The sequence below is a fragment of the Streptococcus sp. W151 genome (genome assembly GCF_053010205.1).
Genome location: NZ_JBRKNT010000001.1, coordinates 147305 through 165768, shown reverse-complemented (window position 1 = coordinate 165768; position 18464 = coordinate 147305). Strand labels below are relative to the sequence as shown.

General features: G+C 41.8%; 16 protein-coding genes. 5 read left to right on the top strand and 11 right to left on the bottom strand.

Annotated features, from left to right (window positions below; translation table 11 throughout):
- Position 1: 1 nt before the first annotated feature.
- The 5 genes from ACVC7Q_RS00770 to ACVC7Q_RS00750 form a co-directional block, all read right to left on the bottom strand.
- Positions 2-565: an HAD-IA family hydrolase gene (locus ACVC7Q_RS00770; RefSeq protein WP_447264448.1), complete on the bottom strand. Its 564-nt coding sequence runs from the start codon at positions 563-565 to the stop codon at positions 2-4.
- A 165-nt stretch (positions 566-730) separates the two neighbouring features.
- The gene (locus tag ACVC7Q_RS00765; protein ID WP_447264447.1) at positions 731-1282 is read right to left on the bottom strand and encodes a DJ-1 family glyoxalase III; all 552 of its coding nucleotides are present in this window, start codon (positions 1280-1282) and stop codon (positions 731-733) included.
- A gap of 19 nt (positions 1283-1301) precedes the next feature.
- A complete protein-coding gene (locus ACVC7Q_RS00760) occupies positions 1302-2531 on the bottom strand; it encodes an FtsW/RodA/SpoVE family cell cycle protein (protein WP_447264446.1) in 1230 nt (409 codons plus the stop codon).
- Positions 2532-2564: 33 nt separating this feature from the next.
- Positions 2565-3545: a YeiH family protein gene (locus tag ACVC7Q_RS00755; protein ID WP_447264445.1), complete on the bottom strand. Its 981-nt coding sequence runs from the start codon at positions 3543-3545 to the stop codon at positions 2565-2567.
- Positions 3546-3549: 4 nt separating this feature from the next.
- Complete coding sequence (locus ACVC7Q_RS00750; protein WP_447264444.1) at positions 3550-6003, bottom strand: bifunctional DnaQ family exonuclease/ATP-dependent helicase; 2454 nt, start codon at positions 6001-6003, stop codon at positions 3550-3552.
- A 118-nt stretch (positions 6004-6121) separates the two neighbouring features.
- On the opposite strand from ACVC7Q_RS00750, the gene ACVC7Q_RS00745 reads away from it, so the two are divergent.
- Complete coding sequence (locus ACVC7Q_RS00745) at positions 6122-6763, top strand: MBL fold metallo-hydrolase (protein ID WP_447264443.1); 642 nt, start codon at positions 6122-6124, stop codon at positions 6761-6763.
- Between the two features lie 70 nt (positions 6764-6833).
- Here the strand turns inward: ACVC7Q_RS00745 and ftsX are convergent, their stop codons facing one another.
- From ftsX to prfB, 3 genes are all read right to left on the bottom strand, one after another.
- Entirely contained in the window at positions 6834-7760 is a 927-nt protein-coding gene (gene ftsX, locus ACVC7Q_RS00740; protein WP_042759907.1) for a permease-like cell division protein FtsX, read from the bottom strand.
- The gene (gene ftsE / locus ACVC7Q_RS00735) at positions 7753-8445 is read right to left on the bottom strand and encodes a cell division ATP-binding protein FtsE (protein WP_003008021.1); all 693 of its coding nucleotides are present in this window, start codon (positions 8443-8445) and stop codon (positions 7753-7755) included. Before ftsE ends, ftsX begins: the two co-directional genes overlap by 8 nt.
- 44 nt (positions 8446-8489) lie before the next feature.
- Positions 8490-9585, bottom strand: a protein-coding gene (gene prfB, locus ACVC7Q_RS00730; protein WP_447264442.1) for a peptide chain release factor 2 whose coding sequence is annotated in 2 segments (ribosomal slippage) — positions 8490-9512 and positions 9514-9585 — 1095 coding nt in all. Because the reading frame shifts where the segments join, the coding sequence is not laid out codon by codon here.
- A 174-nt stretch (positions 9586-9759) separates the two neighbouring features.
- Between prfB and ACVC7Q_RS00725 the strand changes: the two genes are divergently transcribed.
- Positions 9760-10617 carry a metallophosphoesterase gene (locus tag ACVC7Q_RS00725; protein WP_447264441.1) on the top strand — a complete coding sequence of 286 codons (858 nt, stop codon included), beginning with the start codon at positions 9760-9762 and terminating at the stop codon, positions 10615-10617.
- A gap of 334 nt (positions 10618-10951) precedes the next feature.
- On the opposite strand, the gene ACVC7Q_RS00720 is transcribed toward ACVC7Q_RS00725, so the two are convergent.
- The 3 genes from ACVC7Q_RS00720 to ACVC7Q_RS00710 form a co-directional block, all read right to left on the bottom strand.
- Entirely contained in the window at positions 10952-11620 is a 669-nt protein-coding gene (locus ACVC7Q_RS00720) for an MIP/aquaporin family protein (RefSeq protein ID WP_195423422.1), read from the bottom strand.
- 121 nt (positions 11621-11741) lie between these two features.
- Positions 11742-14426: a cation-translocating P-type ATPase gene (locus tag ACVC7Q_RS00715; RefSeq protein WP_447264440.1), complete on the bottom strand. Its 2685-nt coding sequence runs from the start codon at positions 14424-14426 to the stop codon at positions 11742-11744.
- 212 nt (positions 14427-14638) lie between these two features.
- On the bottom strand, positions 14639-15022 hold the full coding sequence (locus ACVC7Q_RS00710) for a DUF1934 domain-containing protein (protein ID WP_447264439.1): 384 nt from the start codon (positions 15020-15022) through the stop codon (positions 14639-14641).
- Between the two features lie 115 nt (positions 15023-15137).
- On the opposite strand from ACVC7Q_RS00710, the gene ACVC7Q_RS00705 reads away from it, so the two are divergent.
- The 3 genes from ACVC7Q_RS00705 to ACVC7Q_RS00695 are packed head-to-tail and all read left to right on the top strand — an operon-like array spanning position 15138 to position 18459.
- A complete protein-coding gene (locus ACVC7Q_RS00705) occupies positions 15138-16448 on the top strand; it encodes an HD domain-containing protein (protein WP_447264438.1) in 1311 nt (436 codons plus the stop codon).
- Positions 16438-17244 (top strand): sugar-phosphatase, encoded by an 807-nt coding sequence (yidA, locus tag ACVC7Q_RS00700; protein ID WP_447264437.1) that lies wholly within the window; start codon positions 16438-16440, stop codon positions 17242-17244. Before ACVC7Q_RS00705 ends, yidA begins: the two co-directional genes overlap by 11 nt.
- A gap of 3 nt (positions 17245-17247) precedes the next feature.
- Positions 17248-18459 (top strand): aminoacyltransferase, encoded by a 1212-nt coding sequence (locus tag ACVC7Q_RS00695; protein ID WP_447264436.1) that lies wholly within the window; start codon positions 17248-17250, stop codon positions 18457-18459.
- Positions 18460-18464 lie beyond the last annotated feature (5 nt).

Here is an 18464-nt window from a genome sequence, read left to right as displayed (position 1 = left end):
TCTATTCAAATATAAACTGGTGTAAGTGGAGCATGGTATCAAATAAATAAGTTGTCATCCCTGCCGCCTTCCCAGCTTCTATATCAATCGGACGATCTCCAATGACCAGACCGTCTTGAATGCCATATTTTTCTTTCAAATAGAGCATCGAGGTTGGATCTGGCTTGCGAGGAAAGCCCTCGTCTGCTGTTACAATCTCAGTAAAGAAGGGAGCAATGCCCGTCTGATCAATAAGGGTCAAAACTTGGCGATCTCGATGAGATACCAAAAAATGACGTCCTCCATGTGCTTGAATCTCTTCTAGTAACTCTTTTGCTCCATCAAATAAAACCGGATCTTGCAAACCTAAGGCTTCTTTTTTCTTGTATTCCGTCCGAAAATTAGGAATATGAGGCGCAAAGGTATGGATTGCATCCTGTGTTGAGATTTTTAACGCTGCATAAACAGAATCATGATCGGCTTGGATGTGAAAGTCCTTCAATGTCGCTACAAAGGCATTTGTGGACGTTTCGTAATTATCCAATAGCGTCCCACCAAGATCCCATATAAAATCATGATAATTCATAGTCAATATTATACCACAAATGGACAAAAAAAATAAGCTAAAACCCTCATTTAGGGGGGATTTTAGCCATTTTTTACGGTCATTTCATTTTAAATCAAATAAAACTCTTTTCACACTATAAAAAGTGATCTATCACCAGAAACCGTTGTGTCCAAAAGAGCCCTTTTATGCATCTCCAAAGACGTCCTGATAGAGCATTCCTTTCCGAAGGCTTTGGGCATCTCCTCCAAAATGATCCACCAAGGCATAAGCTAAGGCTAGGGCTGTTGAAGGACCACGACTGGTGAGAAGATTACCGTCTTTCACCACTGTTTCTTTCTGATAATGGCCATCTTGAATCTCTTCTTCAAAGCCATCGTAACACGTATAGTGTTTATCTTTTAAGAGACCTGCACGCGCCAAAACAATGGGAGCAGCACAAATTGCAGAGATGGTTTTTCCTTTGCCACTTTCTTCCTGAAGGGCTGTGATCAATTCTGCATTGTCCCTCAAATTCGCTGCTCCTGGCATCCCACCTGGTAAGAAGATTCCATCATAATCTGAAAGATCTCCATTCCAAAGGCGATCTACTTCCACTGTAATTTGGTGAGAACCTGTGACTGTTTCTTCCATGCCAATGAGGTCGCAGTCAATCCCAGCACGTCTCAAAACATCGACAATGGTCAAGGCTTCAATTTCTTCAAAACCGTTTGCTAAAATCGTTGCTACTTTTTTCATTTTCATTCCTTCTTTCTAACTATTGCGCCTTTTTAAGGACTACTTTTTTACGGATTGGAACCTCTTCTTCTAGTCCTTTCTTTTTACTACTATGATTATATATTGAGAGTACTAGACCAATACCAATCAGATTACTAATAATAGAGGAGCCTCCTTGTGAGATAAAGGGGAGAGGAATCCCCGTCAAGGGAAGAAGGCCCGTTACCGCTCCGACATTTTCAAAAATATGAAAGACCAGCATCATAATAAATCCGATGGAAATATAGGTATAAAATTGGTTGTTGGACTGGAGGGTGATTTTTAAAATACGGTAAATCAGGGTCACATATAAAATCAACAGCACAAGAGCTCCAACAAAGCCAAAGTCTTCTGCTACTACTGTAAAAATCATATCACTTTCCCTTACGGGAACCAATAAATTAGATACATTAAATCCTTGACCAAAGAGGCCACCACTGGCAATGGCTAGCTGTCCTTGTGCCTGCTGGTAGGTGGTTGTTTGTGCATAGTCAAAAGGATTTAACCAGGCTAAAATACGGTTCATTTGGTAGGTTGGCATCCCTACTTGCTGGTGCAGAAAAGCCCGACCCCCTTCTGATAGAAAGAGAAAGAGAAAGCCTGCTAACCCACCTGCCAGAAGCAAGATGACCGGCAAGATAATTTTCCAGGAAACTCCTGAAACGAGCACTAAGCCCGCAAAGATGGCCAAGAATACTAAGGCCGTTCCCAAGTCCTGCTGGAGGGCCAATAAGGCAAAGACCGGAATAGTATAGATAGTCAACTCTAGAATTAAAAACCAATCTTGTCGTAACAATCGCTCACGCCCCTTATTTCTTTGTAAAAATCGAACAATAGAACGTGACAGCATCAGGATGAAGGGAATCTTCATAAATTCTGAAGGCTGAAATAAGGTGATGTTTCCATAAGCTACCCAGTTTTTTGCTCCTGTTGAAGCCACCAAGTTTGGATTATAAAAAACAAGAGGAAGAACCATCAAGGCCAAGCCTAGTAGGTAAAGAAAGGGAGTGATTTTCCAAAGAAATTTCGTACTAAAAATCGTCACAATCAGGCAAATGATACATCCCACACCAATCCAGGCCAATTGCTGCCCCAAAAAAGGCCACACCATTCGGGGATAATCATGAGAAACTGCCACATAAACGGATAAGATCCCAATCATAAGTAGGGTGAAGACAATTCCAATGATCGAATAATCCAGGTGGATCGTCCAAAAATGATTTTTCTTCATTCACGTTCCTTTCTGTGAGAATCATCAAATTAATTAATAGAACAACATCTGTAGAATCAAGCTAGATCCTGCCACACAAAACCAAGCAATCAAACCTACCAGAAGGGGGGCTGCTCCTGCAGCACGGAACTGTTTCCAAGAAACCTTGCTTCCGATTCCAACCAAGGCCATGGCCATAAAGAGGTGAGAAAGGTCCTTTAGGTAAGGTAGGACCACTTTAGGTACCAGGCCAATAGAAGAAAGAATGGAAGCCACAATAAACCAGATAATAAACCAAGGAATAATTTTCTTTAACATTCCTTTGTTTCTTCCTTGTTGTTTACTCCGATACCATTTTAAACCGATCAATCCCAAACAAACTGGTACAATCATCAGGGCGCGTGTTAACTTAACAATTGTAGCCATTTGCCCCGCTGCTTTACTGTAAGAAAATGCTGCTGCTACAACAGATGACGTATCGTTAATGGCTGTTCCTGACCAGAGGCCAAATTGGAAATTAGACATATGCCATAAATGCCCTAATACTGGAAAGATAAAGACAGCCAAAATGTTGAAGAAGAAGATAGTTGACATAGATAGGGCAATTTCCTCTTCGTCTGCTTCAATGATCGGCGCTGCTGCTGCAATAGCAGATCCACCACAAATAGCTGTACCAAACCCAATTAAGGTCCGTAGATGAGATTTCAGGTGGAAGACTCTCCCAAAAATAATAGCTGCAAGAAAGGCAACGGTTATCGTTGGCAGACTAATCTTTAAAGATGAAAGACCAGTAGAGGCTACTGTTGCAATGGGCAAGCTAAATCCCATGAAGATAATCGAATACTGCAACAATTTCTTACCGGACCAGTTCAAGCCTGGGCGAGAATTCTCAGGTAAGTCAATCAATTCATTAAGTAAAATTCCTAAGATCAAGGCAAAAACACTGGAGCCAATAATGGGAAAGAAATTTCCCAAAAACATGGCACAAAGAGCCAGTACAAATGCAATTGCAAGTCCAAATCCTTTATTTTTCATTCTCTCAATTCCTTTCAAAAAAGTCAGCTGCTTGCTCAATAAGCCGCTCTCTCAATGTCGTATGAAGGGGCAACACCTGTTGCAACCCGTCCAAAATTTGTTTTCCATATCGCTTGGTTACCACCCGCTGATCCAATAAAAGCACCAGAGATTCCTGATCTTGAAAACGGCTGGTTCTCCCAATAGCCTGTTTTAGCCTTAAAATCGCGACTGGAAGACTATAGTCGTAAAAGGGATTTTTCCCCTGTTCTCTGAGTTTTGTATTTAGCTTTTGAACCATATAATCTTTAGGATTGTCAAATGGCAGGCGCGTGATGATTTGAATCACTTCTTTTTGTTGAGAGAAATCGACTCCCTCCCAGAAGCTTCCTGTTCCCAATAAAATGGAGCTTTCTCCTCGGTCAAATCGCCGCTTAATATTGGCTGCATCCCCATTTCGATACTGGGCCAAGTGAGGAAACTTCAAAGCAGCTGAGGTTTCCAATAATAATTCTTTTGAAGTGAACAACAGAAAGATTGGTTTTCTAATAGGAAGCAACTCTTCTACCAGACGACTAATTTCAATTGCATACTCTAAGGAAGACAGGGAAACTACATCTGGAAAATCAATTGGTAGGAGCATTATCTGGTGTTGCTTCAGCTGGGTTGGAACCTGGTAGATTTGTTGCTCTTGGTAACCCAAAAGAGAAGGCAAATTCACCTTTTTACTGATGGCAATGGTCGCCGATACAAAGAGCACAGGCACTTCTTCAGGAACAAAATCCCTAAAGGATAGCAAGTCCTCCACTCCTGCATGAAGATGAAGGATTTGGTGGCTGTCGATCACTTCTTTATCGATCCAAAATGTTTGGTAGCGCTCATCAAATAATTCTCTTAGATTCTTTAATGAGTCTTTTTTTAATTCCGATACATCTTGGCGTATTTTGGCCACTGTTTGATCGGATAAGACTGCTGTTTTTCCTTGCTGGACTTCTTTGGAGCAGGCATTTAACTCAAATTGAATACTCTCCAACAAACGCCGTTGCAGAAGATCTTTCTCCTCTTCAATTGCGTGTTGCAGGCTCATTAAAAGAGATTGCAAAGTTTCTTCTCTCTGTGAAAACTGCTCTAAAGCAAAGAAGAGTTTTTGTGCTTCATCCACAACCAGAACAGACTCTTGAAGCAGACTTTTGTCATCTTCAAGACGTGTTAAAAGATAGGCATGATTGGTCAGAATCACCCGGCTAGTTTTTACTTTTTCTTGGCCGCGACGCCAGAAATCTTCTTGATAAAAAAGCGAACGCTTCGACAATTGGCCATCGTGACATATTTCAGAGACAAAATGGACATGACGATAGAGCTGGCCAATCTCACTCAGCTCTCCAGTTTCTGTCATGGTTAGCCAGACCAACAGTTGCATCTTAAAGCGTCGGATCACCCTATTATCCGAATCACTCTGTAAGGTCTCATAAAACTTATCAAGTTGAATGTAATCCTTGGGGCTTTTTAGGCTATGAAAAGGGATTTGGAAAAGCTCCTGGATGGCCTTTCCTTCCTTTTTCATCATTTGATCCTGAAGAATTTTAGTCGGAACACTCACAAGGATACGCTTAGTGGTTTTGGCCAAAAGCGTTAACAAATAGGCATAGGTCTTCCCAATTCCTGTCGGAGCCTCTATAAAACTTGGAAGAGGCTGATGCAAACTTTCCTCGATATAGGCCACAAATTCACTCTGCTCCGGATAAGCCTCCATTCCCAACAACTGCATATTGAGTTCAAATTGTTCAGATAAATGGTAGCTTTCCAGGAACTGCTGCGACTTTCGCAAATAGAGTCCATGAACTTCGAATAAATGAGACGGCAAAAAGTGGCTGCTGTCTTCCAGTACATCTTCTATCAAGAGTCGTGATTCATAAATCAAACAATCTGCCATCGAAAGAAGGTTTTCGATCAATCCTCTTGGTAAGCTCGCAATTTTTTCCCTTAACTTTAACAGCAACTGGGCTGTAGCCATAGCATCCGCTAGAGCAGAGTGAGCATGGTGCAACTCAATTTCCAGTTCACTCGCAAGTGCTCCTAAATTGTAACGTTCTAAAGTAGGATAGAAGATTTGAGACAATTCAACCGTATCAATCCTAGGAGTTGTCAGCTCAAAGCCTTCCCAAAAAAGAGCTTCTGCCAATAAATTCGCATCAAATTTGACATTATGGGCCACAAAGATGGCATCTTCTATTAACTCAAAAATTTCTTTTGCCACTTGTGCAAACTCTGGAGCTTTTCGTAAGCGAGCATCTGTCAGGCCGGTCAATTGTTTGATATGCTCATCCAATCGTTCATGGGGATTCACATCCGTCTCATAGGATTGAGTGATCACCCCATCTTCAACGATGACAATTCCAACCTGAATGATCTTGGCGTTGCTTCCAGCACTGGTCGCTTCCAGATCCACAATGGCGTATTTCCGTTTCTGTCTTGTCATAGTACTTAAAATTATATCACGTTTGAGCAAAGTCTGCAGATTTTATTATCCTTTCGAGCTGACTTCAATCCTGTTATTTTCCTTATAATTTGATACACTATTCTAGAAAGGAGTCCCAATGAAAATCTATCGAACTGTTAATCCTATAGCTTATGAAAATACCTACTACCTTGAAAATGAACACTCCCTCATTCTTGTTGATCCAGGTAGCGACTGGGCGACTATTCAAAAACAAATTGATCGTATAGGTAAACCAATCGTAGCGATTCTTTTAACCCATACGCACTACGATCACATTATGAGTCTTGAAAAGGCCCGTCAGAATTATCATTTCCCACCAGTCTATGTCCATTCGGCAGAAGCCAGTTGGTTGTCTTCTCCTGTCGATAATTTATCTGGTTTGGATCGTCATGCGGATTTAGAAGATATTGTCTGTCAGGAGGCCGACTTCCTTTATGAAATTCGCTCCGATTACGAAATAGCCGATTTCCACTTTTATGTTCTAGAGACACCGGGCCACTCTGCAGGAGGAGTCTCCATCGTCTTTCCTGAAGATCACCTGGTTCTATCCGGTGATGCCCTTTTTCGCGAAACCATTGGACGGACCGATCTTCCAACAGGGAACGCGGCACAGTTGCTTAGCAGTATTAGAGAAGAACTCTTTTCCCTTCCATCTTCCTATACCGTCTATCCCGGTCATGGCCCTGAAACTTCTATTGGTCACGAGAAGATGTTCAATCCCTTCTTTAGACAATCTTAAAGAATCATGTATCCTCCTTTCTGTCCTAATAAAAGGATACAAAAAAAGCAAGTGTGAACTTGCTTTTTTATTATATCTTAAGAAAACGTCTCATGGAGATTGACGAACCGATCGCTCCGATCAAAATTCCTAATCCAAATAAGCCACCCACCATAATCGGTACCAAAAGATGTGGACTATAGAGATACAAGTTTTGATCTGCCAAGTTATTGTTCATTGATGTATAGACAACGTTATAAACATAGAAGACCAAAGCTGAAGGAACCAAGGCTCCCAAGAGACCAATCCAAGCCCCTTCTAAAAGGAATGGTGCACGAATATAGCCATTTTTTGCTCCTACTAGTCGCATAATCTTAATCTCACGACTACGTGAAATGATGGTAATCCGGATGGTATTAGAAATCAAGAAGACTGCGATGAAGATCAATAAAGCTACACCGATCAAGCCCCAGTTTCGGATGAAGGTTCCAAGTGCAAACAAGCGTTGGGTATCGACCCCACCATCTTTCACTTCAGAGACCCCTTCAATTTTTTTGGCATCTGCTGAGACTTGCTTCACATATTTTGGAGCTGTCGTCTCTACATAATAGGCATCGTAGAGTGGGTTTGCGTCTCCATCAAATATCTTCCAGTTGTTCCCAGCCGTTTTGATCAGTTTATCATACTGTTCTTCCTTGCTAGAAAAATCAACCTTGTCAACATGTTTCATGGCTGTCAGAGCATCGTAGACCTTATGGTAGTTTTCATTGGTCACGGTTTGACCGTCTTTTTCAATTTGTTCACTCTGGTCTTGAATATCTTTGCGCATGTATACTACAACCCGCACACTATTTTGAATATCATCTGAAAGCTTGATGGTATTGGCAATCACAGAGGCGAAAATAGCAACCAAGCTAAGGGTAATCATAACCGAGCTGACCGCTGCAATCGTCATCCAACCATTTCGTTTCAAGCTTTTAAGCGATTCGATTAAGTGTCGGAAAAATCTTCTAATCATCGTATCCGTACTCTCCTTCCGCTTCATCACGCACTACACGACCATTTTCAATCGCGATGACACGGTGACGTAAAGTATTTACAATCTGGCTATTGTGGGTCGCCATCAATACTGTTGTCCCTTGCAGATTAATCCGCTCCAAAAGGTTCATGATTTCCCATGAATTATCTGGATCCAAGTTACCAGTTGGCTCATCCGCAATCAAGACTTTCGGATTGTTGACGATCGCGCGAGCAATCGCAATCCGTTGTTGCTCCCCACCGGACAATTCATTTGGGAATGAGCGGACCTTGTGTTTCAACCCAACAAGATCCAAAACTTCCATCACACGCTTTTTAATATTGCGACGGCGTTCACCGATAACTTGCATTGCGTAGGCAATGTTTTCATAAACGGTTTTCTTTGGAAGTAATTTATAATCTTGGAAAACCACTCCTACATTGCGTCGCAACATAGGAATATCGCGTTTTTTGATTTTATCCAAATCAAAATCAGCTACTTTTAAGCTTCCTTTATCGTGTTTGACTTCACGGTATAAAAGTCGAATAAAGGTCGACTTCCCAGCACCAGAAGGTCCTACAATGTAGGCAAATTCTCCTGGTTCAATTTGGACAGAGACCCCGCGAAGGGCCGTCGTCCCGTTGTCATACTTTTTGACAACATCTTTCATTTCAATCATTGACATGTAATGAAATTCCTTTCATTCTTTTCTGGTTGATTTCCTCTCGGTTATTGGAGACGCCATTTGAGATAGGCATCAATAAAGCCATCGATATCTCCATCCATCACCTTGTCCACCTGTGCTACTTCGTAGTTGGTCCGGTGATCCTTAACCATGGTGTAAGGGGTAAAGACATAAGAGCGGATTTGACTTCCCCAGGTGATTTCTTTTTTATCCCCTTTTAGAGAATCCACTTCTGCTGCTTTTTTCTCTTGCTCTAATTGGTAGAGTTTAGCTTGCAACATCTTCATTGCTCGATCACGGTTCCCGTATTGGGTCCGGTCCACAGTAGATGCGACAACAATTCCTGTCGGGATGTGGGTCAAGCGTACCCCTGTAGAGACCTTATTGACGTTTTGTCCACCAGCTCCACCAGAGCGGAAGGTGTCCATCTTGATATCATCATCCCGAACTTCGACTTCGATGGTATCATCTAATTCAGGCATGACTTCAACAGAAGTAAAGGAGGTGTGACGTCGTTTAGCAGAATCAAATGGAGAGATTCGAACCAAACGGTGTACCCCCATTTCAGATTTCAGAAGACCGTATGCATGTGGCCCTTCAAAGGATAAAGTCACAGACTTGATTCCGGCCTCATCTCCAGCCTGATAGTCCAAGACTTCAACTTTAAAGCCGTGGGCATTTCCAAAACGAGTATACATCCGAAGAAGCATGTCCCCCCAGTCCTGAGCTTCTGTCCCTCCTGAACCTGGGTGGATTTCTAAGATGGCATTATTATTGTCATAAGGTTCAGACAATAGCAAGGTCATCTCATAGCTGGTCATACGTTTATCCAGCTCCTCCAACTTCTCAATCAATTCTTCTTTGACTGAATCATCTTCGGTCAAAAAGTCTAGCAGGATTTCTGACTCATCAAAGAGATCCACCATTTGACGGAAATTTTCATAGGTTTGCTTGAGTTCATTTAATTCTTGAGATGTCTTTTGCGCAGCAATATTATCATCCCAAAAATCAGGTTCTGTCATTTTATTTTCTAAAATGGCAATTTCTTCTTCCAATGCCTCTAAGTCAAAGAGACCCCCTGAAAGAAGCTAATTTTTCACGATTTGCGTCAATTTTTTGACGAATTTCTGAAATGTCCATAAGTACCTCTTTCTATGTATCTAGTCTATTATATCATAACCTTCACTATTTGCCCACTTTCCAATATTGGATCTGCTGGTTGACCATTGCCAAACCAGTTAATTTTCAAAATTTTTCCATTCATTTGTAACCTAATTGTTAGAAAAAAAGATCCTCTTATGCTAGACTTGTAGCATGACAACAGTTGCTTTTATGTCCGATTTACATATTGATTCAAACAACTTTGGAAAAGATGAATTAGAGACCCTTATCACTCTTTTCAAGGACAGAAAAATTCAACATCTCCATATTGCAGGAGATATTGCCAACGGCTTTGAAAAGACCTCACAAGAATTTTTAGCCCAACTCCAATGTCAGCTTCCTGTGACCTTTAGCTTGGGAAATCATGATATGTTGGGCCTATCAGAAGAAGCTATGAGACCTTTTGAATTTCAAAAGATTCCTTTTTCAAAGCATACACTCCTTGCCTTTTCTGGCTGGTATGACTACAGCTTTGTTCCTAATCTCTCTCCCCAAAAACATCTCCAAACCAAGAATCTGTTTTGGTTTGATAGACGCCTCCAACGAATGGGATCTGATCCAGCCATTACCCAACGTTTGTTGCGAGAGCTCGAAACAGAACTCATGCAAGTGGATCAACCCCTGACCATCGCTATGCACTTTGTTCCTCATAGCCAGTTTCTCCTACGCCACCCTTATTTTGAACGTTTCAATGCTTTTTTAGGGAGCCAAGCCTTTCATGAGCTTTTTAGACAATTTCCTGTCAGAGAAGTGATTTTTGGTCATAGCCACCATCGAATGTCAGCAACAACTATTGACACGATCACCTATCATGCCAGACCTTTAGGCTATGTCAGAGAATGGGAGCTCTCCAAACAATTCTTTGAGGTTTTTCCTGAATATGATTTTCCAAAAAGGTACGACCCCTACAAACGCTATCGCAGAATCAAAGACCTCCCCGAATTTAAAGCCTACAAGAAAAAACAGCTTGCTCATGAATTTTCTCAAGCCATGACGATCCTTGAACTATAAAAAATTGGTCCCTCTAGAATCAATTTAGAATGTAGACAAACTACTTTAAAGTTAAATAAGTTAAGCGATTTTGCAAAAAAATAAAAATGAGTTCCAATTTTTAAATCGATTCAAGAAAATACCAAAACTTTCCACTGTGAGAAAAGTGCCTGAAACAATAATGTTTCAGGCACTCGAAATGATTGATACCCTAGGCTCAATCATTCGCCATGGAACTTCTTGGATTGCTGAAATCATCCACTGGATAATTTCACCTAACGTCCGTACTCACCTAAGGAAAGTTTTTTATATGACTTTGTCTTCAATCTGAATTGGTCCCTCTGGAACCAATTTTTTATTCTTCTGTATCTAAGAGATTTTTTGCAACGATTGCTGCGAGAATTCCTCCTACAATTGGAGCCAAGATAAAGATCCAAATTTGTTGAAGGGCTGCACCACCAACAAAGAGGGCAGGTGCCAAACTACGAGCTGGGTTAACAGAAAGTCCTGTAATGTTCAAACCAACAAGAATAATCAAAGTTAAGCTCAAACCGATCACAAGACCAGCAATTTTGCCATTTCCTTTAGAAGCAGATGTGACGGTCATAATGACCAAAATAAAGATAAAGGAGGCAATCACTTCAAACAAGAATCCGCCAAATGGAGTCACACCCTTTGCCAGGGCATTTTCCCCAAGACTGGCTGTTGACATGCCTGAATTTGACAAGAGGAAGAGTACTGTTGCAGATGCGAGAACCGCACCCACTACTTGCGCTGCAATATAATTGATCAAGTCTTTTGATGACAAGCGTTTATTCACAAACATGGCAATCGAAACAGCTGGGTTTAAGTGGGCGCCAGAAACAGTTCCAATTGAGTAAGCTGCTGCAACAATAGACAAACCGAATGCCAAGGCAATTCCTAAATGTCCAAGACCTTCTGTCCCATTTCCAAAAACAACTGCGCCAGTCCCGATAAAGACAAGCATAAATGTGCCGATTACTTCAGCAAAAAACTTTTTCATAATTAAGTTTCCTTTCTTCAAACTGTTGACTAGTTTATCAAAAATCCACATGTACCTCAAGAAATATGCCCGGTCCATTTTGCCCGCAAAAAAAGCCATCCAAAGATGACTTTTTTTATGTTTATATAGCGTTTTTATCTTTTCCAAGTGCGCGTTGAACGGCTTTGACAATTTCAACGAGAACAACAATCAAGAGCGAACCAATCAAAACGGCCAACCATTGTGTCAAGCTCAAATGAGACACATGGAAGAGTTTGTTAAATCCAGGGACAATGATGGTTGCCATCAAGAGAACAAAGGCAACTGGGATAGACCAGTTAAAGGTTTTGTTCTTAAAGAGTCCCACTTTAAAGATCGATTGGTAAACAGATTTGACGTTAAAGGCATGGAGCAATTGGATCAAACCAAGAGTTGCAAATGCCATGGTCAAAGCGTCTGCATGGATTTCTGCACGAGTCGCATGTTCTGGAGAGAGCAAGGCCCAGCCATAAACACCAAGAACTAGCATGGTTTGGAAGACACCTTGATAAAGAATGGCACCAAAAACCCCACCGTCAAAGAAGTTAGATTTACGTCCACGAGGTTTGTGAGTCATCACACCTGGCTCAGCTGGTTCCACCCCAAGAGCGATGGCTGGTAAAGTATCAGTTACCAAGTTGATCCAGAGAAGATGCACTGGTTGCAACACATCCCAACCAAAGAGGGTTGCAAAGAAGATGGTGAAGACCTCCGCCATATTGGCAGACAAGAGATACTGGATAGATTTTTGGATATTAGAGAAGACCTTACGTCCTTCTTCTACCGCTACGATAATGGTTGCGAAGTTATCATCGGCAAGAACCATATCAGAAGCTCCCTTAGAAACCTCTGTACCTGTGATCCCCATACCGATCCCGATATCAGCTGTCTTCAGTGATGGTGCATCGTTAACCCCATCCCCTGTCATGGCAACAACCTTACCTTCATTTTGCCAAGCTTTGACGATCCGAACCTTGTGTTCAGGTGATACACGCGCATAGACAGAGTATTGTTTGAAGACCTTTTGGAATTCTTCATCAGAGAGTTCGTTCAACTCAGCCCCTGTGAAGACATGGTCTTCTGTATCATTTGGATCGATGATTCCAAGACGTTTGGCAATAGCTTCTGCAGTATCTTGGTGGTCACCCGTGATCATAATCGGACGGATTCCTGCTTCCTTAGCGACACGAACTGCTTCTGCAGCCTCTGGACGCTCAGGGTCAATCATGCCGACCAAACCAGAGAAGATGAGGTCAGATTCAACAATTTCAGATTCCAAGGTTGGAATTTCCTTACTTGTCTTGTAAGCCATCATCAAGACGCGAAGGGCTTGCTTAGCCAAGTCTTTATTGGTAGCAAGGATAGCTTGTTTATCTTCTTCTGTGATGGGGCGAACTTCCCCATTGACTTCAATACGCGTCACACGTTTGAGCAACTGATCAGGAGCCCCCTTGACAGCGATAAAGTAAGAACCGTCTGCTTCCTTATGAATGGTAGACATGAGTTTACGGTCTGAGTCAAATGGCAATTCCGCTACACGTGGTTCATCCTTCAAGACTTCACGAACATCAAAGTTGTGGTCCAAACCAAACTGTACCAAAGCAGTCTCCGTTGGATCCCCAATCAACTTGCCAGATGGATCCACCTTGGTATCATTGGCAAAGTTCATGATACGGAGGGTATTGTTGCTAGCAGCAATCTCGGATGCTGAGCTTTGCAATTGACCGTTGGTATAGACCTTCTCAACCGTCATTTGGTTCATGGTTAAAGTACCTGTTTTATCAGATGCGATGATTTCTGTTGAACCAAGTGTTTCAACGGCTGGCAATTTACGAACAATTGAATTCCGTTTGGCAAGGGTTGTCGTTCCCAATGATAGAACGATGGTTACAATGGCAGGAAGTCCTTCTGGAATCGCCGCAACCGCAAGGGCAACCGCCACCATCAAGCCTTCTAATGGATGTTCTCCACGAACGAAGACACCAACCAGGAAGGTCACTGCGGCAATAGCTACAATGAGGTAAGTCAAAGCTTTAGAAAGTTGTTCCAGACTTTGCTTCAACGGCGTTTCCGTTTCATCGGCATTCGCTAACATATCTGCAATCTTACCGACTTCTGTATACATACCCGTGTTGGTCACGACCCCTGTACCACGACCATAGGTCACGTTTGAGTTTTGGTAACCCATATTGACACGGTCTCCGATACCAGCATCTGCCTCAACAAGGCCAGTCACATCTTTTTCAACTGGAACAGATTCTCCTGTAAGAGCTGCTTCTTCGATCTTAAGAGAAGCTGCTTCTAACAAGCGCATATCGGCTGGAACCACATCTCCAGCTTCCAGAAGAACGATATCCCCGGGAACCAATTCTTTTGAGTCAATCTCAATCACATGACCGTCTCGGCGGACACGCGCTAACGGACTAGACATATTTTTCAGTGCTTCGATAGCTGCTTCTGCTTGCCCTTCTTGGTAGACACCAAAAGCTGCATTCAAAACAACAACGGCTAAGATGATCATAGCATCTGTAAGGCCGTCCATTCCTTCTGTGATCACAGAGAGAGCTGCAGCGATCAACAAGATGATAATCATCAAATCTTTAAACTGGTCGATAAACTTAGACAAGAGGCTACGTTTTTCACCTTCATCCAGTTCATTATGACCATAAGTCGCTAAGCGTTCTTGAGCTTGAGCAGTTGACAAGCCTTCAATTGAAGAGTCCAATTCCTTTAGAACTTCTTCTTTACTCTGTGTATAAAACAAAGCTTTATTTTGTTCTTTTGACAAAATAGTTTCCTCCTTATAGCTTCCTACTCGGTCTCTTTTGCACAAAAAAGAGACCTGTTTGAAAAAACAAGTCTCGCCGTTTAATATAGTGCCGGAAATAATTTCGTAATGACGACACTATCGCGGAAAACCGCCAGCTACTCCCTTGAGTGGTTTTATTATACCATTTTTATAGAATAAAGCAAGCGGGATTTCTAATAATTTAATGAGGTCTAATCTTCCCATTCCACCAGTAATTGATAATTGGCAAATTCCTGTTCTCCATCAAGAGTTAACAAGCGATAAGAGAGGTGCAAACGACCTAGTTCTAATTGAAAGAGGTCTGTTGTAATCAAAAACTGCTGAATCCCCATCGGAGTTGGGATGATCGCCCCACCATCTTCATTTTTGTAGAAGCGCATGATGGATTTTGGAGTTGAAAATCGTGTCATGACCAATTCATCGTCGGAAAATTTCAAAGCAACCTTTTCATCTTCTTCATTGGTATACAAGAGATATTGAAAACCTGCTTTTTCCTTCCATTCTCCTTGATAGTACTGATCAACAATTTCCATTTCTTCTCCAAATCGAATGGTATTTTGAATGCGAATCTGCATCTTTGTCTCCTTCTCTTCTTTTCTTGCCTTACTATTCTATCAAATTTTACGCATTTTGACTGCTCCTATTAGCCTCTAGATCGCAAAATAGGCTTTTTTTTGCTATAATAGACCCATGAATGAAAAAGTCTTTCGCGATCCCGTACATGATTACGTTCATGTGGATCATCCGATCATTTATCAATTAATTAATAGTAAAGAATTTCAACGACTACGCCGCATCAAGCAACTGGGGACATCTGGTTTTACCTTCCACGGTGGGGAGCATAGTCGTTTTTCTCACTGTCTGGGTGCCTATGAAATTTCAAGACGCATTCTGTCTATTTTTGAGGAAAAGTATGCAGATCGATGGAATTCTGATGAAAATCTACTGACCATGACAGCGGCCCTTCTTCATGATATCGGGCATGGTGCCTATTCCCATACCTTCGAAGGACTCTTTGGGACCGATCACGAAAAAATGACCCAGCTGATCATCACCAGTCCAGAGACAGAGGTGAATCAGATCCTCTTACAGGTGGCACCTGATTTCCCTAATCGTGTAGCCAGCGTCATTGACCACACCTATCCCAATAAGCAAGTGGTGCAGTTGATTTCCAGTCAAATTGATGTGGACCGGATGGATTATTTACTACGGGATGCTTACTTTACAGGTGCTTCCTATGGAAAATTCGACTTGACCCGCATTCTTCGCGTCATTCGACCGATTGAAAATGGCATTGCCTTCCAACAAAATGGCATGCACGCTGTCGAGGATTACGTGGTCAGCCGTTACCAAATGTATATGCAGGTCTACTTCCACCCAGCTACTCGTGCCATGGAAGTCCTCCTTCAAAATCTACTCAAACGCGCTAGAACCATTTATCCAGATCAGAAAGAGTATTTTCAACTCACCTCGCCTCGCTTGATTCCATTTTTTGAAGAAGAGGTCACCATCCAAGACTACTTAAATCTAGATGACGGTGTCATGAATACCTATTTCCAAGTCTGGATGGACAGCCCGGATACGATCCTGTCTGATCTTGCTCAGCGCTATATCAATCGGAAAGTCTTTAAGTCGATTCTATTTACAGAAGATAAGCGAAAAGACTTAGTAATCCTTGAAAAACTGATTAAAGAGGTTGGGTTTAATCCTACTTATTACACAGCCATCCACCAAAATTTCGATTTGCCCTACGATATTTATCGGCCAGAGCTTGAAAAACCGCGGACTCAGATTGAGATGATAAGAAAAGATGGAAGTTTGGCCGAGTTGTCTCAGTTATCTCCACTTGTCGCTGCCCTTGCAGGAACCCGCTATGGGGACAACCGCTTCTATTTTCCAAAAGAAATGTTGGAAGCTAACGGACTTTTCAGTAAGCAAGTAGAAGAATTCACTTCTTACATTACCAATGATTATTTTACAGGAGAGACGGATGTCCATTAAATTAGTTGCGATCGATATCGATGGTACACTCCTCAATTCAAAAAAAGAGATCACACCAGATGTTTTTCAAGCTATTCAAGATGCAAAGACTGCGGGAGTCAAAATTGTGATCACAACAGGTCGTCCCATTGCAGGTGTCTCAAAACTCTTAAAGGAACTTCACCTCATGGATCCTGGAGACTATGTCATTACCTTTAATGGTGGACTGGTTCAAGAAACCGCTACTGGAAAAGAACTCATCAAGGACCTCTTAACCTATGAGGATTATCTTGATATCGAGTCTCTCGCCAACAAACTTCAGATTCACTCTCATGCGATTACAAAAGACGGCATTTATACCAGTAATCGAGATATCGGACGCTACACCATTCATGAATCTCAACTAGTTAATATGCCCCTTTATTACCGGACGCCTGAAGAAGTTCGCGAGAAAGAATTTGTTAAGGCCATGTATATCGATGAGCCAGATATTCTGGATGCTGCGATTGCAAAGATCCCTCAAGAATTTCAGGACCGCTTCACCATGGTCAAATCAGCCCCTTTTTATTTAGAAATTCTAGGGAAAACGACCAATAAAGGAGCTGCCCTTCTTCATCTAGCCCAACGACTTGGAATCCAGCAAGAAGAAACCATGGCTATTGGAGATGAGGAGAATGACCGCTCTATGTTAGAAGTTGTAGGACATGCTGTCATTATGGAGAATGGCAATCCAGCTCTCAAAAAAATTGCTACAAGTATCACTAAATCAAATGATGAATCTGGCGTTGCATACGCCATTAGAAAGTGGGTATTATAAGAAATGTACCATTACCAGCTAGGAATTTCTGCTAGTGAGCATGATGACTTTGTTATTCAGAGTGACCAAACCAATCTCTTACAAAGCAGCTCATGGGCAAAAATCAAAGATAATTGGGGAAATGAACGGGTTGGTTTTTATCAAGAAGACCAATTAGTCGCTGTTGCAAGCATCTTGATTCAACCCCTGCCACTTGGCTTTTCCATGCTCTACATTCCTCGTGGCCCTATTATGGATTACCAAAACAAGGAGCTGGTTTCATTTGTGATCCAGTCCCTTAAAAAGATAGCCAAACAATACAAGGCCTTGTTTGTGAAATTTGATCCAAGTCTTTTCTTGAGTAAACACTTGATTGGACAAGAAAAGACAGAAGCTCCTGCTGAGCAAGCGGTAATCGACACCTTAACTAAAGAAGGGGTTGAATGGACTGGCCGAACCAGTGATATGGCAGAAAATATCCAACCACGCTTTCAAGCGAATATCCACAAAGAGTTTTTCACCGAGCAAGATCTTTCAAAATCTACTCGACAAGCCATCCGAACCGCTCGAAACAAAGGGATCCAAGTGCAATTTGGCGGGACTGAATTGTTAGAGGACTTTGCTTCTCTCATGAAAAAGACTGAGGCACGTAAAAGCATTCATTTACGTGGAAAAGACTACTACGAAAAACTACTCACAACCTACCAAGGACAATCCTACATTACTTTATCTACTCTAGATCTCGAGAAGCGTAAAACCTCCCTTACAAAAGATCTTGAAAAAAACAAAGCAGAGGCTGAAAAATTCACAGAAAAAACAAAGCCTGGCAAGGTTGAGAATAACCAAAAAGAAAAAGAGCGTATAGAGGAAGAACTGCAATTTCTTGAGCAGCATCTCCAAGCAGGTAGACAGATTGTTCCTTTATCTGGGACCTTAACCCTTGAATTCGGTGGGACGTCTGAAAATGTTTATGCAGGGATGGATGAAGAATTCCGCCGTTACCAACCCGCCATCCTCACCTGGTATGAAACTGCCCAACACGCTTTTGATCGTGGGGCTTCTTGGCAAAATATGGGAGGCATTGAAAATTCACTAGATGGTGGACTCTATCATTTTAAATCTAAATTTAATCCTATCATTGAAGAATTTGTTGGGGAATTCAACCTTCCAACAAGTCCACTCTATCCACTTGTAAACAAAGCTTACAAGATCCGGAAAAAATTAAGGAGTAAATAAGTTAC

Coding starts and splice junctions, on each gene's coding strand:
- ACVC7Q_RS00770 (WP_447264448.1), bottom strand. CDS start 565: ATGAATTATCATGATTTTATATGGGATCTTGGTGGGACGCTATTGGAT.
- ACVC7Q_RS00765 (WP_447264447.1), bottom strand. CDS start 1,282: ATGAAAAAAGTAGCAACGATTTTAGCAAACGGTTTTGAAGAAATTGAA.
- ACVC7Q_RS00760 (WP_447264446.1), bottom strand. CDS start 2,531: ATGAAGAAAAATCATTTTTGGACGATCCACCTGGATTATTCGATCATT.
- ACVC7Q_RS00755 (WP_447264445.1), bottom strand. CDS start 3,545: ATGAAAAATAAAGGATTTGGACTTGCAATTGCATTTGTACTGGCTCTT.
- ACVC7Q_RS00750 (WP_447264444.1), bottom strand. CDS start 6,003: ATGACAAGACAGAAACGGAAATACGCCATTGTGGATCTGGAAGCGACC.
- ACVC7Q_RS00745 (WP_447264443.1), top strand. CDS start 6,122: ATGAAAATCTATCGAACTGTTAATCCTATAGCTTATGAAAATACCTAC.
- ftsX (WP_042759907.1), bottom strand. CDS start 7,760: ATGATTAGAAGATTTTTCCGACACTTAATCGAATCGCTTAAAAGCTTG.
- ftsE (WP_003008021.1), bottom strand. CDS start 8,445: ATGTCAATGATTGAAATGAAAGATGTTGTCAAAAAGTATGACAACGGG.
- ACVC7Q_RS00725 (WP_447264441.1), top strand. CDS start 9,760: ATGACAACAGTTGCTTTTATGTCCGATTTACATATTGATTCAAACAAC.
- ACVC7Q_RS00720 (WP_195423422.1), bottom strand. CDS start 11,620: ATGAAAAAGTTTTTTGCTGAAGTAATCGGCACATTTATGCTTGTCTTT.
- ACVC7Q_RS00710 (WP_447264439.1), bottom strand. CDS start 15,022: ATGCAGATTCGCATTCAAAATACCATTCGATTTGGAGAAGAAATGGAA.
- ACVC7Q_RS00705 (WP_447264438.1), top strand. CDS start 15,138: ATGAATGAAAAAGTCTTTCGCGATCCCGTACATGATTACGTTCATGTG.
- yidA (WP_447264437.1), top strand. CDS start 16,438: ATGTCCATTAAATTAGTTGCGATCGATATCGATGGTACACTCCTCAAT.
- ACVC7Q_RS00695 (WP_447264436.1), top strand. CDS start 17,248: ATGTACCATTACCAGCTAGGAATTTCTGCTAGTGAGCATGATGACTTT.